Raw genomic sequence first — 16,937 nt, 5'->3', positions numbered from 1 at the left:
GGGCGATGCCGGAGGAGACCAGCAGGACGCGCCTGACCGGCGACATCGGGATGGCCACGCTGATTGAGCCCGCTCCTGGTGGCTACCCGGCGCTCAACGCCTCGGAAGGAGGATCGTCATCATGACCACGCATGGCTCCCGCATCGAAGAGCATCCCGACCTGATGGAGCTCAGGGCCCGCTACGAGCGGGCCGCGACGACTCCGCAGGCCCGGGCCGTAGAGGGGCTGACCCTGCTGGCCGGGCTCTACCTGGCCGTCTCCCCGTGGGTGGTGGGCTTCTTCGACACCGGGACAGGTCTGACCATCAACAACCTCATCACCGGACTGGCGGTCGCGATCCTGGCGCTCGGCTTCGGCTCGGCCTACGAGCGCACCCACGGGCTGGGCTGGGTCGTGGCCGCGATCGGCATCTGGACGATCATCACACCCTGGGTCGTCTACGGGCCGTCGGCCACCACCACGGGCACCATGGTGAGCAATGTGGTCACCGGTGCGGTGATCTTCCTCCTGGGGCTGGCGACCTCGGCTTTCGGGATGAAGGGCGGAGCCCGGGCGCAGCAGGGGTGAACGGCCGGGGCCCCGCGGGCACCTTCTCCTCTTCGTCGCGTGTCAGCTGCCCCCGATACCCAGGGCGGTGAGCAGAACCAGGACCAAGGTGACCACCGCGAGCAGGCCGTGTGCCACCACCACCGCTACGGGGAAGTGCCGTTCGGCAGGGACGGTGGCTTCGGCTCCCGGGCCCGCGGCGGCCGCCCCAGCGGTGGCGCGGTCGCGGTAGACGGGGATCCAGCGGGCCAGCATCACGAATCCCAGCAGCGCGACCGGAAGCAGGAGAACGAACGCGGTCCAGGCCAGGGCGCTCTTGTCGGCCACGATGTAGATGATCCACACCACCAGTCCGATGGCGGCCAGGGCGAAGTGGCCGAAGACGGCGGGGGCGGGCAGGCGGCTGGTGCCGGTCTGCTGCTGGCGGATGCCGCCGCGTTGGACCCAGGTGCCGAGCATGTAGAAGCCGCCGAGGGCGGTGACCACCCAGGCGATCAGTGCGGCGATGTCCATGAGGGAACTCCCTAGGGGAACAGTAGTGATGGCAGGAGGTGCCGGAGGGCCTGGTCACACAGCTGAGCTGGAACTCCTCGGGCCGCTGTCGGTCGCGTATCCCTCGGCCTGGGTGTTCTCGTCGGCGACGCGTACGCCGTAGCGGTAGGCGAGCTTGCCGCCCAGGAATCCGGAGACGCCCAGGGCGGTCACGCTCATCGCGGACAGGACCAGCGGGCCGATGCCCACGCTTCCGCCGTCGCTGTAGGTGCTGTGGCGCCACAGGAAATTGACGGCGTAGGCGGCGGTCACCAGCAGGTTCAGCGCCATGTGGACCAGGGCGGTGCGGAAGGCCGGGGTGGCTGGGGGGATCGCGAACAGGTCGAGGAATCCGACCATGGCCGCCAGCAGGGCACCGATCACACCGACCGCGATCAGCCACTCCGAGGACTGGGTCAAGAAGCCCGGACGGTGCACGACGTGAGAGGCGATGTCGAATACCAGGCTGGTCACCCAGGCACCGATCGGCACGGTCACCAGGATCGGGTGGAACGGATGGCCGTACGGGCCGGCGAGCGAGGCGCTGACCGGACGCTTCGCCTGCATCTGTGGCTGATCAGCCATCGCAACCTCCCAGTAGTTTCACCAACAAATCTTGGTTCTATTGGGAGTCGACGTCAAGATACCGCAGGTCGTCCGGCTGAAAGAACTCTTGTGCCCATGCCGATGGGAGTTACTGTGGTCAGGTGACTTCTGATCCTTCCTCGCAGGCCGACGCGGCCGACCGCGCCATCGACTCCGTCAGCGTCCTGAGCGAGGACTCGCGGCGGGGCATGTTCCTCTACATCCGCCGCGCGGGCCGCGCCGTCACCCGCGACGAGGCCGCTGCCAGCGTCGGGATATCCAGCAAGCTCGCCGCGTTCCACCTCGACAAGCTCGTCGACGCCGGCCTGCTCCGTGCCCGCTACGAAACCCCGGGCGGGATCCGCAAGGTCGGCAGGCGGCCCAAGGTGTACGAGCCCACCGACGCCCAGATCACCGTGAACATCCCCGACCGGCGCCACGAACTCCTGGCGGACCTTCTCCTGGACGCCGTCCTGACCGAGGGCGCCGGCGAAAGCGCCGCGCAGGCAGCCATGCGCGCCGCGGAACAGCGCGGTCGGCAGATGGGCCGGACCGTGCGGGACGAGACCCGCCCGGGCCGCCTGGGCCCCGAGCGCGGGCTGACCGCCTGCGAGCGCCTGCTGGATCAGTACGGCTACGAACCCGTCCGGGAAACCCCCACCCAGCTCCGGCTGCGCAACTGCCCCTTCCACCCGCTGGCGGCCAAGGCCCCCGACCTCGTGTGCGGTATGAACCAGGCTTTCCTCTCCGGCTGCCTGGGCGGCCTCGAGGTCAACGGGGTGCAGGCCGTCCTGGCCCCCGAGCCCGGGGAATGCTGTGTGCGCCTCGGCCCGAGCGACCCCGAGCGTGCTGACCACGTGGTTCAAGACCGCTGACTCTGGGCCGCCTACGCAGCCGAGGTCAATCTCGGGAACAGCTCATGAGCCTTCGGGGTTCCGCGTCCGGCTACCGTGGTGCCATGGCGTTGCTGTCCCACCTCCACCGTTTCCATCAGAAGCATCCGTGGAGTCACAACGACCACTACGGCCCCTGGACCGCCGACCGTGTGGCCGCGTCCGGGGCCCGCAACGTCCTCGACATCGGATGCGGCACAGGGAATCTCGCCGCACTGCTCCGCCGCCGCGCCGCCGCCGTGACCGGGCTCGAACCCGACCCTGCGACCGCCCGTGCCGCAGCGGAACGCTTCGCCGACGACCCTGCGGTCACCATCGTCCAAGCCGGCTTCGCAGACCGCGACCGGCAGCGACGCTGGGACGCCATCACCCTCGTCGCTGTCCTGCACCACCTACCACTGGTGCCCACCTTGCGGGAACTGCGCGGCTGTCTCATCCCGGGCGGACGCCTCGTGATCGTCGGCTGCTACCGGGAGGACGGACCCGCCGATCTGCTCGCCGCCCTGCCGGCCGCACTCGCGAACCCGGTCATGGGACTGGCCAAGCACCCGGCCCGCGCCGCTGTGCTGCCCTTGCACATGACAGCGCCCACCACCGACCCGCAGGAGACCCTGAGCGACATCCGGTGCGCGGTGGCCCGAGAGCTGCCCGGAGCCCGGATACGCCGTCGCCTGTTCTGGCGGTACACCCTGGTCTACGACGCCCCCGCCTGACCACCCGCAGGTCCCTCGATACGCGCCCCGCCGTCGGTCCCGGCACCTGGGCACCGGCCAACAGGCAGTTGGTCCCTCACATGAGGAGCACGAACATCACCGCCATACCCAGCGCCATGGCGCCGTGGCAGCCGAGGCCGAACGCGTCGCTCTCGACCGTCGCGGACGGGCGCTGGTGGTCGGTGGCATAGGCACGCTGGGCGACGGCGAATCCCCGCGCCAGCCACCACAGGGCGAGCATGAGCAGCACTCCGGCCAAGAGCCCGGAGGTCGTTCTCGGGCCGGTTCCGGCGAGCGTCATGGTCACGGTGCCGGAACCACCGGACATGTCCATCCCGGGCATGTCCGCCATGTCGTGGGAGCCGCCGTGCCCCGCCATCGAGGTGGACGAGACCATCGCGGCGGCCATCCAGGCCATCGCGCCCATCATCGCCACGTGCGGAAGGGCGCCCCGTAACGCGCGCGCACGGGAAACGGGAGCGGGCCGGGCCACAGCAACCCCGGCGAACCACACCCCGCCCAGCGTGAACAGCGTGACCTGCGGCCAGACAGGGAGGTCCATGCCCCAGGGCCAGACCATCGCCGCCATGGCGATGGCCATCACCGCGTGCAGCAAGTGCCCGACCCTTTCCGCCGCACCCGGCCCGGCTCCGACGTGCCTGGGCGCGCCCGCACGCCATATCCCGGCGAGTGCCGGTACCACGAACAGCACGGTCAGAACCCAGCGCAGACCCCCCGCGGCGATCATCGGACCACCCCTCGGTCGGACCCCGGGCCGTCCGGGCCTGCCCCGGACTCGCCGGCCACGCTCGGCGTGGGTGTGTGCCTGTCGGGCATCGCCAGTCCCTCCCTCAGGCGGTGGCGAGGCCCGCGACGCCGTACCCCGCTTCGGTGATGGCGGCTCGCACCTGCTCGTCGTCGAGCGTTTCGCCGCGCACCGTCACCTCGTTCGCGGGCAGATCGACGCTGACCTCGCCGACCCCGGACACCTGGGTGACTTCCTCGGTGATGCTGGCGACACAGTGGCCACAGCTCATGCCGGTGACGGTGTAGCGAATCTCGTTCATGGTCATGGCTCCTGATATGCAGAGATGGAATGGTTCGCGGCCTTCATGCAGGTATACGCGTGTACGTACGCCGATGTTCACCTCAGCCGTCGACCGCCCGTGCCCGTTTCCCGCGCCAGTCGGCCAGGCGCCCCCGCGCGATGTCGATGCCCAGGAGCGGCAGGTACGAGCCGGCCGCAGCCGTACCAAGCCAGTAGTCGGATCTCCCTGGGAGGGAGTTCCGAGGGCTCTTCGTGACCTACGCCACACAGCGCGGGACCGGCATCCGAGGGGAGGTCGTCGGCACGCACCTGGCTGCTCGTGGGCCCGGGCACGGGAAGCCCTGATCGCGCAACTCACCACCTCGGAAGGGCTGTTCCCGGTCCCCGGCGTACATCCCTCACAGCCCATCTGTCGGCCGGCGGGCCCGTCCGGTTCCCGGCCGGAGCGGGTTTGCCCTTGTGTGACAGCGCGCCGCACACGGTGAGCGGTCCGCGGCCCCGGCCCGTAAACGTGGGCGGACCCCGTCCGTTTCCGTCAGAGCCTGCCCGTGGGAGTGCCGATGCCGTTGACCGATACCGCCTCGCCACCGCGACCCGCGGACGACGGGGCTGAGCCGCTCGGTGCCCGGGTGCGCCGGGCGCTGCCGCCTCCCGCACTGGCCGGGTTCCTCGTCCTCCTGGTGGTGCTGATGGCCGCCTCGTACGCCGTGGGGCGGGCCGCCGGGCCGGTGGCGCCGGGCATCCACCGGGGCGTACCGCAGGACGACGGGGGCGGGGGCATGGACACCCACGGCCTGGGCCCGCTGGACCACCACCCGGGGAGGGGACTGTGATGAGCGAGCGGCCGGACACCGCATCCGAATCCCCCGCCGCGCCCGCCGCGCCCACCCGCATCACCGATCTGCTGGTCGGTGGCATGACGTGTGCGGCCTGCGTGAACCGGGTGGAGAAGAAACTGGGCCGCGTCGAGGGCGTGTCCGCCTCCGTGAACCTGGCCACCGGCACGGCACGGGTCTCCCACCCGGACACCGTGACCACGGACGAGCTGATCGCCACCGTCGAGCGGGCCGGTTACACCGCCGAACTACCGGCACCGCCCGCCGAAGCCGCGGACGAGCCCGAGGGGCGGGAGGGCGAAGAGGCCGGTGACGTCGAACGGCTCTTCTTCACCACGCTGCTGGCGGTGCCGGTGATCGTGCTGTCGATGGTTCCCGCCTGGCAGTTCGACCGATGGCAACACGTGTGCTTCGCCCTCGCCACGCCCGTCGCGACCTGGGGCGCGTGGCCCTTCCACCAGCGGGCGCTGCGCAATCTGCGGCACGCAGCGGCCACCATGGACACCCTGGTGTCACTCGGTGTCCTCGCCTCGTTCGCCTGGTCGGCGTACGCCCTGTTCTGGGGCGGCGCGGGCCTGCCGGGGATGCGCATGCCGTTCAGCCTGCTGCCCTCCGCCGACGACGGCGTGCCCCACATCTATCTGGAGGCGGCGGTCGCCGTCCCGCTGTTCGTCCTCCTCGGCCGCCATCTGGAGGCGCGGGCCCGGCACCACAGCGGGTCGGCGCTGCGGGCGCTGGCCGAACTCGGTTCGAGCGACGCGGAGTTGAGGGAGCCCGGTGGCAACCGCCGCGTCCCGGTGGCCGAGCTGACCACGGGGCAGGAGTTCGTGGTGCGCCCCGGCGAGAAGGTGGCCACGGACGGTGTGGTCGTCGAGGGCGGGTCGGCACTGGACCTCTCCCTGGTCACCGGCGAGAGCGTGCCGGTCGAGGTGACACCCGGCACCGCCGTGGTCGGCGGCGCCGTCAACTCCGGCGGGCTGCTGGTCGTGCGCGCCACGGCGGTCGGCGCCGACACCCAACTCGCCCGTATCACCCGGTTGGTGACCGAGGCACAGGCGGGGAAGGCCCGGATGCAGCGGCTCGCCGACGCGGTGGCGGGAGTCTTCGTCCCGGTGATCGTGGCCATCGCCGCCACCGTGCTGAGCTTCTGGCTGGGCGCCGGAGCGGCGGGTGAGTCGGCCGTCACCACGGCCGTGGCCGTGCTCGTGGTGGCCTGCCCGTGCGCGCTGGGGCTGGCCACGCCGACCGCGTTCCTGGTGGCCAGCGGACGCGGGGCACAGCTCGGCGTGCTCGTTCGCGGCCCGGAGGCGCTGGAGCGGCTGCGCCGCGTGGACACCGTGGTCTTCGACAAGACCGGCACCCTCACCACCGGCCGCATGACGCTGGCCGACGCGACCGTGGCCGAGGACGGGCCGGGAGCAAAGGGGGTGCTGCGGCTGGCCGCGGCCGTGGAGCAGGGCTCCGAACACCCCATCGGCCGGGCGGTGGTGGCGGCGGCCCGCCGCGACGAGGACGAGGACACCCGGCTGCCGGAGGTGACGGAGTTCCGGGCCACGCCCGGCGACGGCGTGGCCGGCCGCGTGGAGGGTCACCGGGTGCGCGTACGCCGCCCCCGCCCGTCGGAGCCGCTGCCCGACACGTTGCGCCGGGCGCGCGAGGACGCCGAACGCGCCGCGCACACCGCCGTGATCGTGGAGCTCGATGACCGGCCCGCCGCGCTGCTGGCCATCGGGGACACCTTGCGGCCCACCAGCCGCGAGGCGGTGCGCGAAGTGCGCGCGCTGGGCATCGAGCCGGTGCTGGTGACAGGCGACGGCGCCGCTCCCGCCCGGGCGATGGCCGAGCAGGCGGGCATCGACACGGTCCACGCCGGGGTGGCCCCGGAGGAGAAGGAGCGGATCGTCGCCGCCCTGCGCGCCGAGGGCCGGTGTGTCGCGGTGATCGGCGACGGGGTCAACGACGCCGCCGCGCTGGCCTCCGCCGATCTGGGGATGGCCATGGGCAGTGGCACCGACGCCGCGATCGGCGCGGCCAATATCACCCTCGTACGCGACGACATGCTCGCCGTGGTCGACGCCATCCGGCTCACCCGGCGCACGCTCGCCACCATCCGCGCGAATCTCGCATGGGCCTTCGGCTACAACGTGGTCACCGTTCCGCTGGCCGCGACCGGCTGGCTCAACCCGATGGTCGCGGCGGCGGCCATGTCCGCCAGCTCCGTCCTCGTCGTCGTCAACAGCCTGCGGCTGCGGTCCTACGACCCCGGCAAGCAGCGGGTGACCGCCACCGCGGATCACCCCTCGTCACCCGCTCCCCTCGCCACCGAGCGCGGCACCGTACGGAAGGATCGCGATGTCCTCAGCGACCGCTGACCACCCCCCGGCGGACGTCGACCGCCCCGGCCCGGGACGGCGCCTGCGGGCGGCGCTGGTCCGGGGGGCGCGGGCGGCCCTGATCCCGGTGGGAGCCTGCGTCCTCACGCTGACGCTGCTCACGGCCTACGCGGCGACCGGGGCGGCGGGCGAACCCGTGCCGAAGATCCAGGTCAGCACCGGCTGGATCCTCCAGCCCGCCGGGCAACCGGCCGCCGCGTTCTTCGAGATCCGCAACACCGGGGACATCGACGACACACTGCTCTACGCCGACTCCCCGGCACTCGGGGTCTCCATGCTCCGCAAGCCCGACCGGAAGCAACCGGGCACCGCGCAGCGGGCGCGCCGGGTGGCGGTGCCCGCCCGGAGCACGGTCCGGATGGCCGAGGGAGGAATTCACATCGCCGTCCTCGACCCGCCCGCGCTGAGGCCGCTCGCGAGGGTCCCGTTCAACCTGTGGTTCGAGGGCCGGGGCCGGGTGAAGGCCATGGCGGTGCTGATGCCCCCGGACGGGAGCTGAGGAAAATTAGTCCTTCCTTAACTGAACGCTGGAGCAGCGCTGTCCCTGCTCTGAACCAGTGGCGCCTAGGGTGGTCTGCGACCTCACGACCTCACCCCTGTTCACCGTGACTTTGACGTCCCTGACTGCGAGGGAACCGGAGAAGGTCGAAGCGCACCGCGTCGTGACATCGGCTACCAGGAGGACATGTGCGGCCCGATCCAGGAGCCCGAAGCCCGTCGGCACCGTCAGCGCACCACCACGGGGACGACGACGCAAGCGTCCAGGACCGCTCGGAGAGCCGCAAGACCACAGCTCTCACCGCGGCCGCTGCCGCTCTGGTCCTCATCGGGTGTTTCCTGGCCATGTCGACGATCATCGACTCGGCTTCCTCCTCCTCCGGCAAGAGGTGGCCCTCCGGAGGAGAAGTCTCGATCACCGCCCCTCCGGGCCAGGAGGACGACCCCGCCCCCTCATCCGCCCCTGAGGGAACCCCCCCGGCCGACTCCACCGCTTCCACCGCCCCTCAACCGCCGCCCACCAGCGGCACAGCGAGCCCGTCTCAGAGCGACGACGACAAGCTCGAAGACGGCCATGAAGACGAAGACGACGAAGACGACGAAGACGACGAAGACGGAGACGACGACCATGAGATCGGCGACGATTAGTTCCGATCTGGATCGGTGGCCTTCGGGTTGGCCAAGACGCGGACCACGATCTTCCCCCGCGTGTGTCCGCGCTCGGCGTATGCGTGCGCTTCCGCGATCCGTTCGAGCGGGTAGGTCCGCTCGATGCGCGGTGTGTAGCGGCCTTGCCGGCCGAGTTCGCCCGCTTCGGCGAGGAGCGTGGCGTCGTTCTCCGCGTTGGCCACACGCGCACCCAGGCGATGCGCGTTGGTGTGGTCGGCGACCGTCGACACGCGAGCAGGGTCGCCCACGATCGCGATGAGATCGGCCAGGGAGCCGGAGGCCGCGGTGTCGAGTGCGATGTCGACACCGTCCGGAGCCAGGGTGGCGAGGCGTTCCGCGAGGCCGGTGCCGTAGGTGGTGGGAACGGCTCCGAGAGAGGTGAGGAACGCGTGGTTGCGCTCGCTGGCCGTCCCGATCACGGTGGCGCCCTGAGCCACCGCGATCTCGACCGCGGCACTGCCCACGCCTCCGGCGGCGCCCTCGATGAGAAGGGTGCGCCCCCGCAGGGGACCGAGCGCCTTCAGCCCGCCCATCGCGGTCACGGATGCCAGACCGGCGCCGGCGGCCTCCTCGTCGGTCCACGTGGTGGGCGCGTGGGCCCAGGCCGAGAGCACGGCCAGCTCCGCTGTCGCTCCGGTGACGCCGCCCAGCCCGAAGACACGGTCGCCGATGCTCACCCCCCGCACGCCCTCACCGGCCTCGTCGACCACGCCGACGGCATCACGCCCGGGAATCGCGGGCAGGTCCACGGGCAGCATCTCGCGCACCGCACCGGAACGCACCTTCCAGTCGACGGGGTTGACGCCGGCCGCCGCGACGCGGACGCGGATCTCGCCGGGCCCGGGATGCGGGTCCGGCACCTGCTCGACCACAAGGGTCTCCACACCGCCGTACTCGTGATAGCGGACTGCGCGCATGCCGTTCTGCCTTTCCCTACGGCCTGAACCGGCCGTCCGTGAGAGCAGTGAGGTGAACGTTCGGCGGGTGCCGACGCCCGCCACGCTAAGAGCTGACGTCAACGTCAGCTGCAAGTCGGGCGGGCCGCCCGAACAGAGCAGCACGCAAGGGACCCCTGACCGGCGATGGTGCCGACCAGGGGCCACTCGGCACGTGGGTCTGCGTCAGCCGTCGTTCTCCGCCGACGGGATGGCAGCGCCCGGCACGTCCTGCGGAGCGTAGATCTTCTTCTCACCCGGGTACGGCTTCGCCCAGTTGTGGGTCTCGTACCACGTGAGATGGTTCATCTGGGCGGGGGGAGCGTAGTCCGGAACGGCGTTGGGGCCGGTCAGCCGCTGCTTTCGCTTCCACTGGTCCCACTGGGTGGCGACATCCTTCATGTCCGCCGGTACCGAGGGCGACGGCACTGCCGCTGCCTTCAGGTCCTGCGCCGCGGGGGTGTCCAGACCGCAGGACGGCGCGGTCTTCACACCGGCGGTCAGCGAGGTCCGGTTGGGCAGCGCCTTGAACGGCGTGAAGTCCGGGCTCCGGGTGAACGCCGAGGCCATCGGGGTGGCCGCGGTGTCCTTCTGGTTCATCGGCTGGATCCCGAGGATCTGCTCGATGGTCCGCATCATCGTGATCTGGGAGTAGTAGCGGCTGTCCACCGTGCCGTGCTTGGCCCAGGGGCTGATGATCTGGACCGGGGCACGGTGGCCGTCGACGTGGTCGAGACCCGCCTGGGAGTCGTCCTCGACGACGAAGATCGCCGAGTCCTTCCAGTACTTGCTGTGCGAGATCTCGTCGACGATCCGGCCCACGGCGAGGTCGTTGTCCGCGACCTGGGAGGCGGCGCTCACCGGGCCACCGGTGTGGTCGCTGGAGAGCCAGAACATGTTCAGGTTCGCCGGTCCGTTCTTCTCGAAGTCCTTCTTCCAGATCTGTGCCCGGTAGATGTCCGGGACGCTGGTGTCGAACTTCGGGAAGCCGTGCACCGAGACGTCGTTGAGCGACGGGATCGGCGAGGTCGAGTTCAGGGGGTAGGCGGTGTCCTGACCGGTCGCCGCCATGTTCTTGCTGTCGCAGTACAGGTTCTGCCAGCTGGCGTCCGACGGCTTCGTCAGGAACTGCTGGAACTCACCGAAGTCCCGGACGGACTTGCCGGCCGCCTGCGCACCGGTCCAGATGAAACCGGTCTTCTGGTGGCCGAGGGCGTCGTCCTCGGTGTCGTAGCTGCGGGCGTACTCACCGGCCGATGACTCGGTGTACTCCGGGTCGTCGGCCTGCATCAGCCAGTTGTGGCCCTCGGCGGAGTTGGTGCCGATGTCGTACGTGTTGTCGTACAGGCCGAACTGCTCGGCCAGGGCGTGCTGGTTCGGCGTGACGTTCTCACCGAACTCGGTCAGCGACGGGTCGCCGTTGCCCTGCGGCATGTCGCCGTAGACCTGGTCGTAGGTCCGGTTCTCCTTGACGAGCAGGAAGACGTGCTTGATCGTCGAGGGGTCGCCGAGCTTGACCGGGACCGGCACCGGCTTGGCCGGGGTGCCGTCGGTCTTCTTGAGCGACTCGCCGTTCCAGCCGTTCTGCTCGAAGACCTTGCCGGTGGAGGACCGGATCACGCTGTCGTCCGGCAGCGTGAACTTCTGCACGCTCGACGTCGTGTCGTGGGTGCCGTGACCGCCGGAGGCCTTGCGGCGGGCGTCGATGCCACGGGTGTTGGAGACGTACACCTGGTTGCCGGAGGTGGTGATCTCCGAGGGGAAGTAGTCCGTGGGGAGCAGGCCGACGTAAGAGACCGGCTCCTGCGCGGAGGTGTACTTGTAGACGGCGACGGCGTTGGCGCGGCCGAGGGTCACCAGCAGGTGGCCGTCGTCGGTGAGGGTCACCGCGTCGGGCTCGTAGCCCACCCGGGCCTTGGCCCACGGCTGGGTGGAGATGGTCTGGACGACCTTGTTCTTCGCCGCGTCGATGACCGACACGCTGTTGTCGGCGGTGTTGGTGACGAACACCGCGCCGTTCTCGGCGTACACGGCGGTCGGGTGCAGACCGACCTCGATGCTGGAGACGGCGGCGTCCTGGTGCGCCAGGTCGATGACGCTGACCGTGCCGCTGGTGGTGGCAGCGGTCTTCTGGTCGGCGAGTACCTGCGTGCCGTACGAGTTGATCGTGGGCTCGCCGGGCTTGGCCGGACGACCGCCCTCGTTGCTCACGTAGAGCTTGTCGCCGGCGACGACCATGCCGCGCGGGGCGTTGCCCACGTTCCAGCTCTGCTCGACGGTCCCGGTCGCGGCGTCGATGGCGACGACCCGGTTCTGGCCGTTGACCGCGGAGTACGCGGTCTTGCCGTCGGCCGAGAACGCCACCGCGCCCACCAGGGCGTGCTTGGCCCCCTGCGCCGGGATGCTGACGGTCCTCGGGTCGGAGACGCCGCCGTCCGCGTTCACGGTGAACACGGTGTAGCCGTCCGGCTGGCCCAGCCACAGCTGCTTGCCGTCGGGCGAGTACGTCGGGCCTTCCTGGCCCACGTTGTTGCTGCTGATGCGGGGGTTCGACGACGCGGCGTTGCTGACGAGCTGTTGCGTCTTCCAGTTCTTCAGGTCCACGATGGCCAGGGCCGCGCCACCGTCGGTGACCGAGGCGGCCATGTGCGTGCCGTCCGGGCTGACCGAGGACGACATGATCTTGCCCTGGTCGATGACGAGACGGTCGCCGTACGGGGCGATGTACTGGTCGCTGGAGACGACCCGGCCGTTCTTGGTGACCTGGCCGACCTGGTCCGTGCCGAACTGGTGGGTCTGCGCGAGCGCCGTGCCGGCGGCCACGAGGGCGACGGCGGTGGTGCCCGCCGTCAACAGCGGTATGCGGCGGCTGATGCGTCTGCTGATGAGGTTGATCCGGGCTTCCTCGACGAGTCTGCGGCGAGTCACCTGCATGGAGCGTTATCCCTTCGGGGTGGTGTCCAGCAGTTCGACGTTGCCGTCGAACTGCCACAGCGGGTTCGGTGCGTCCCCGTCGGGGGTCCGCACCAGGAAGTAGCCGTTCACTTCCTTCGGTCCATCGCCATCGGCCATGAACCGCCCGTCCGGAGTGACGTCGAGTTGGTAGATGGCCTGCCCTGTGGCCTCGACGCCGGGAAGATGCCAGGTCACGACGCAGCGCCAGTCGTTGCCCGGGCCTTCCGCCGCGACCCTGGTGCTCCCCTTGTTGCACGACGCCGTGGCCTTCAACTGGGCCTCGGTGACGGCGGGCCGGTGGAGTTCGCCGGTCTGCATGCGGTACAGGTGCGCGAACGCCGTGGCGAGCGAGCGCTGCACCTTGTCCTGCTCGATCCCGGAGCCCGTCGCCGAGGTCGTCGCGGCGACGACCGCGAACGACGCGGCGGCCACCCCGACGAGCGGCAGGACTCCGACGGTGATCGCGCGGCGGCCCGAACCGTCGTGGGCCAGGTTGGTGAAGTCGCGCCGTACGAAGAGCACATACGCCAGCGCCGTCGCGACCACCGCCCACACGAGGCTGACGACGATGCCGATCAGCAGCGGACCGAGTTGCCGGGGGCTGGTGAACAGGCCGTTCCAGGAGATGAAGGCGTAGCTCGGCAGGGCGACGCGCACGGCCGCCGGAAGCGGCAGCATCTGGGCGACCGCCATCGTGAGCGAGACGAGCACGGGCACCAGCAGCCCCATCGGGGACCGTCCCAGCGTGACCGACCCGAGGAGGCCGAGTGCGGCGAGCGCCAGGGTCGGAGCGAGGACGCAGACCCAGGAGAGCAGGACCGAGACGGCGGCGTCCGACGGTGCCAGAAGGTGGCCGTCGAGACCGACCAGCGGCTGGTTGCCGACCGCGAGGAGGCCGCCGACGGTGCTGGAGACCGCGAGCCCGGCCACGAGCAGCAGCAGGACGGTGAGACTGGCCACCGCCTTCGCCACGAAGATCCGCCGGGGCGAGCGGACCGCCACGAGCAGATGGCGCCAGGTGCCGAGCCGGTCCTCGGAGGCGAACACGTCACCGGCCACGACCGACGTCAGCAGCGGGAGGGCCCAGGTCCCCGCGAAACCGAGCATCACCAGCGGTCCGGCCCACCCGGAGGCGAGCATCCAGCGCCCGAAGAGGGTGTCGACGGGAAGCGTGCTCTGCTGGCCCACCCCGGCGACGAAGAGGGCGGGAGCGATCCAGCAGGCGAGGACCAGCAGGCGGATCCGCCACTGGGAGACGAGCTTGACGAGCTCGAAGCGACAGGCGCGGGTGACGGGAACGGGGACGCGAGGGCCCCCGGTCACCTCCTCGTGTCCCTGTTCCCGGCCCTGGGTGAGGGTCGCGGTCATCTGTCCGCCTCCTGCTGCTCGGTGAGGGTCAGAAACGCGGCTTCGAGCGGCGACACCACGGGAGTGAGCTCCCGCGGCGCCACGCCCTTCTCCACGAGCCGCACCACGAGTTGGTCGAGGGCGGGCACCAGGGCACGTACGACGAGCGGTTCGGCGCCCTGCCGCATCCCGGCGTCGTCGACGATCCGGACCCCCGGCACGTCGTCCGCCAGCCGGCGCGCGGCCTGCGGGTCGGAGGTGAGCAGCCGGTAGTCGAGTTCACGGTTCTCGGTGGCCAGCTCGCTCAGCGGACCGGAGAAGACGACGCGTCCGGCGGCGAGGATGGTCACCTCGGAGCACAGCGCCTCGAGATCGTCCATGTTGTGGCTGGAGAGCACGACGGCGGTTCCGTCGGCCGCGAGCCGGCCCAGGACACCGTGCACGTGCTTCTTGCCCGCGGGGTCGAGGCCGTTGGACGGTTCGTCGAGCACGAGCAGCCGGGGCTTGGTCAGCAGCGCGGCGGCGAGCCCGAGCCGCTGGCGCATGCCGAGGGAGAAGCCGCGCGTACGGTCGTCGGCGACGTCGGTGAGACCGACCTCGGCGAGTACGTCGTCGATCCCCGCCGTGCGCGCGTCGTGGCCGCGGAGCGCGGCCAGCGCGGCGAGGTTCTGCCGTGGGGTGAGCGAGGGGTAGAGAGCGGGGCCGTCCACGAAGCCGGCCACACCGTCGGGGGCGTCGAGCGCCCGCTCGACCGGTGTGCCCAGGACCTCCAGGCGACCGCCGTCGGCCACCGCGAGCCCCAGCAGCAGACCGAGCAACGTCGTCTTTCCGGCGCCGTTCGGTCCGACCAAGCCGTGGATCTGTCCCTGCGTCACATCGAGATCGATGCCGTCCAGGGCGACGACATTACCGAAGCCCTTCGTGATACCGCGGGCCCGGATTGCGCGGAGTTCTTCCATAGGTCCCTTCCTTCGAATACCTCAAGGAACCTATGGATTGATCATGCCGCTCATAGGGGTGGAGAGTTGAATGTATGCAGAACTTGAAATGACTTGACATTCTCGACCAGCAACTTTGCCATTACTTGAGCAAAGGCGGACGCTTTCATGATTGAATTACCACGGTGACGTTTCTCAGAGTTCCAGCGTGATGTCGTACCGGCGCAGCCATCCGTCGAGTCCGAGGATCAATTCGGCACTCGGCCGGACGTCCTTCCGCCCGCCGACGGCGGTTGCCTGCTTCAGCGCCTCGGTGTCCACCAGCGGACGTACGGGCGCGTCCCGGTCTGCCGCCAGGCGTGCCAGCTCCGTCCGCAACGCCTCGGCATAGCGGGGATCCTGGGTGCTGGGGTACGGGCTCTTGACCCGGTCGGCGACGATGTCCGGCAGGACGTCGCGCGTCGCGGCGCGCAGCAGGGATTTCTCGCGCCCGTCGAACGTCTTCATCGCCCAGGGCGTGTTGAAGACGTATTCGACCAGCCGGTGGTCGCAGAACGGCACCCGCACTTCCAGGCCGACGGCCATGCTGGCCCGGTCCTTGCGGTCGAGGAGGACCTGCATGAAGCGGGTCAGGTGCAGATAGCCGACCTCGCGCATCCGGCGCTCCAGCCCCTTCTCACCGTCCAGATGCGGCACTTCGGCCAGTGCTTCGCGATAGCGCTGGTTCTCGTAACCGGGCAGGTCCAGTTCGGACAGCAGTCCGGCATCCAGCAACGTGCTCTCGTGTCCCCCGTTGCCACCGGAGAACGTCGCGGTCACGTGGGCCGCGATCCACGGAAAGGTGTCGGCGTGTACGGCCTCGGGGAGGTGGAACCATCGGTAGCCGCCGAAGATCTCGTCCGCCGCCTCCCCGGAGAGGGCGACCGTCGAGTGTTCACGGATCGCCTTGAACAGGAGGTAGAGGGAGGTGTCACCGTCACCGAAGGTGTTGGGCAGGTCACGAGCGCGCCGGATGGCGGCCCGGTGGCCGGGGTCCATGAGTTCGGCGGTGTCGAGGACGATGTCGTTGTGGTCGGAGCGCACATGGTCGGCGAGCGCTCGCGCGTACGGGCCGTCAGGGGTGCCGCGCAGATCGTCGGCCTGGAAGTTCTCGGTGTACTCGGTGAAGTCGACCGCGAAGGAGCGCACCGGGCCGCCTCCGGCGGTGGACAGGGCGCGGGCGGCCAGTGCCGTGAGCGCCGAGGAGTCCAGGCCGCCGGAGAGGAGCATGCACAGCGGAACATCGGCGATGAGCTGGCGGGCCACGATGTCATCGAGGAGTTCGCGGATGCGCGCCACGGTCGTGTCGAGGTCGTCGGTGTGCTCGCGGGCCTCGAGGGCCCAGTAGGTGCGGGCGGCCAGGCCACGTCGGTCGACGCGGACGGTGTTGCCGGGCAGTACCTCGCGCATCCCCTTGTACACGGCGTGGCCGGGGGTCTTGGTGAAGGTGATCAGCTCGGCCAGACCCTCGGCATCGACCGCGGGGCGCACGGCGGGGTGGGCGAGAACGGCCCTCGGCTCGGAGCCGAAGATGACGCCGTCAGGGGTGGGGTAGTAGTAGAGCGGTTTGACACCCAGCCGGTCACGCACCAGAAGGAGCTGTTCTTCGCGCGGGTCCCACAGCGCGAAGGCGTACATGCCGTTGAGACGCCGGGTGAAGACCTCACCCCACTGGAGGTAGGCGTGCAGCACCACCTCGGTGTCGCTGCTGGTACGGAAAGAGTGGCCCAGGGACTCCAGTTCCTCTCGTAATTCGCGGTAGTTGTACACCTCACCGCTGTAGGTGGTGACGAGCAGGGTCCGGCCCTCGTGCTCGACGGACATGGGTTGCCCGCCGCCCTCGACGTCGATGACGGCGAGGCGCCGGTGTCCCAACGCGGCGTGGGTGTCCAGCCAGATACCACCGGCGTCCGGGCCCCGGCAGGCCACGGTCTCCGTCATCGCCGCGAGGGTCCCGCGCACGGTGGTGAGGTCGTGGTCGTAGGAGATCCATCCGGTGATTCCGCACAT

General features: G+C 70.3%; 16 protein-coding genes. 7 read left to right on the top strand and 9 right to left on the bottom strand.

Annotation, left to right across the window (positions count from 1 at the left end; all coding sequences use genetic code 11):
* Positions 1-121 precede the first annotated feature (121 nt).
* Complete coding sequence (locus tag ACH4TL_RS31770) at positions 122-568, top strand: SPW repeat protein (protein ID WP_398325589.1); 447 nt, start codon at positions 122-124, stop codon at positions 566-568.
* A 42-nt stretch (positions 569-610) separates the two neighbouring features.
* Here ACH4TL_RS31770 and ACH4TL_RS31765 read toward each other — a convergent pair whose 3' ends face one another.
* Together ACH4TL_RS31765 and ACH4TL_RS31760 are read right to left on the bottom strand one after the other, a co-directional pair.
* Positions 611-1,060: a hypothetical protein gene (locus ACH4TL_RS31765; RefSeq protein WP_398325586.1), complete on the bottom strand. Its 450-nt coding sequence runs from the start codon at positions 1,058-1,060 to the stop codon at positions 611-613.
* A gap of 54 nt (positions 1,061-1,114) precedes the next feature.
* Positions 1,115-1,663 carry a DUF2231 domain-containing protein gene (locus tag ACH4TL_RS31760; protein WP_398325583.1) on the bottom strand — a complete coding sequence of 183 codons (549 nt, stop codon included), beginning with the start codon at positions 1,661-1,663 and terminating at the stop codon, positions 1,115-1,117.
* A 122-nt stretch (positions 1,664-1,785) separates the two neighbouring features.
* On the opposite strand from ACH4TL_RS31760, the gene ACH4TL_RS31755 reads away from it, so the two are divergent.
* Together ACH4TL_RS31755 and ACH4TL_RS31750 are read left to right on the top strand one after the other, a co-directional pair.
* Positions 1,786-2,538, top strand: coding sequence for a helix-turn-helix transcriptional regulator (locus ACH4TL_RS31755; protein WP_398325580.1), 753 nt, complete (start codon positions 1,786-1,788; stop codon positions 2,536-2,538).
* Between the two features lie 83 nt (positions 2,539-2,621).
* On the top strand, positions 2,622-3,269 hold the full coding sequence (locus tag ACH4TL_RS31750) for a class I SAM-dependent methyltransferase (RefSeq protein WP_398325577.1): 648 nt from the start codon (positions 2,622-2,624) through the stop codon (positions 3,267-3,269).
* Between the two features lie 76 nt (positions 3,270-3,345).
* Here the strand turns inward: ACH4TL_RS31750 and ACH4TL_RS31745 are convergent, their stop codons facing one another.
* A complete protein-coding gene (locus ACH4TL_RS31745) occupies positions 3,346-4,017 on the bottom strand; it encodes a DUF5134 domain-containing protein (protein ID WP_398325574.1) in 672 nt (223 codons plus the stop codon).
* Positions 4,018-4,120: 103 nt separating this feature from the next.
* A complete protein-coding gene (locus tag ACH4TL_RS31740; RefSeq protein WP_398325571.1) occupies positions 4,121-4,336 on the bottom strand; it encodes a heavy-metal-associated domain-containing protein in 216 nt (71 codons plus the stop codon).
* Positions 4,337-4,877: 541 nt separating this feature from the next.
* Between ACH4TL_RS31740 and ACH4TL_RS31735 the strand changes: the two genes are divergently transcribed.
* The 4 genes from ACH4TL_RS31735 to ACH4TL_RS31720 all read left to right on the top strand — a co-directional run bounded on the left by ACH4TL_RS31735 (position 4,878) and on the right by ACH4TL_RS31720 (position 8,692).
* Positions 4,878-5,150, top strand: coding sequence for a hypothetical protein (locus ACH4TL_RS31735; RefSeq protein ID WP_398325568.1), 273 nt, complete (start codon positions 4,878-4,880; stop codon positions 5,148-5,150).
* Entirely contained in the window at positions 5,150-7,525 is a 2,376-nt protein-coding gene (locus ACH4TL_RS31730) for a heavy metal translocating P-type ATPase (protein ID WP_398325563.1), read from the top strand. The genes ACH4TL_RS31735 and ACH4TL_RS31730 overlap by 1 nt, the downstream gene beginning before the upstream one ends.
* On the top strand, positions 7,506-8,045 hold the full coding sequence (locus tag ACH4TL_RS31725; RefSeq protein WP_398325560.1) for a copper chaperone PCu(A)C: 540 nt from the start codon (positions 7,506-7,508) through the stop codon (positions 8,043-8,045). The genes ACH4TL_RS31730 and ACH4TL_RS31725 overlap by 20 nt, the downstream gene beginning before the upstream one ends.
* Positions 8,046-8,389: 344 nt before the next feature.
* Positions 8,390-8,692, top strand: a complete 303-nt coding sequence (locus ACH4TL_RS31720; protein WP_398325557.1) for a hypothetical protein — start codon at positions 8,390-8,392, stop codon at positions 8,690-8,692.
* On the opposite strand, the gene ACH4TL_RS31715 is transcribed toward ACH4TL_RS31720, so the two are convergent.
* From ACH4TL_RS31715 to asnB, 5 genes are all read right to left on the bottom strand, one after another.
* Positions 8,689-9,630, bottom strand: a complete 942-nt coding sequence (locus ACH4TL_RS31715; protein WP_398325554.1) for an NADP-dependent oxidoreductase — start codon at positions 9,628-9,630, stop codon at positions 8,689-8,691. The two genes, ACH4TL_RS31720 and ACH4TL_RS31715, sit on opposite strands and share 4 nt — an antisense overlap.
* Before the next feature lie 204 nt (positions 9,631-9,834).
* Positions 9,835-12,582, bottom strand: coding sequence for an alkaline phosphatase family protein (locus ACH4TL_RS31710; RefSeq protein ID WP_398325551.1), 2,748 nt, complete (start codon positions 12,580-12,582; stop codon positions 9,835-9,837).
* A 6-nt stretch (positions 12,583-12,588) separates the two neighbouring features.
* Entirely contained in the window at positions 12,589-13,971 is a 1,383-nt protein-coding gene (locus tag ACH4TL_RS31705) for an ABC transporter permease (protein ID WP_398325547.1), read from the bottom strand.
* Positions 13,968-14,909 (bottom strand): ABC transporter ATP-binding protein, encoded by a 942-nt coding sequence (locus tag ACH4TL_RS31700; RefSeq protein ID WP_398325544.1) that lies wholly within the window; start codon positions 14,907-14,909, stop codon positions 13,968-13,970. Before ACH4TL_RS31700 ends, ACH4TL_RS31705 begins: the two co-directional genes overlap by 4 nt.
* Before the next feature lie 174 nt (positions 14,910-15,083).
* Positions 15,084-16,937, bottom strand: coding sequence for an asparagine synthase (glutamine-hydrolyzing) (gene asnB / locus ACH4TL_RS31695; protein WP_398325541.1), 1,854 nt, complete (start codon positions 16,935-16,937; stop codon positions 15,084-15,086).

It is taken from the genome of Streptomyces sp. NPDC021115 (assembly GCF_044333065.1).
Lineage (GTDB): Bacteria > Actinomycetota > Actinomycetes > Streptomycetales > Streptomycetaceae > Streptomyces.
This window is presented reverse-complemented; position numbering and strand designations above follow the sequence as displayed.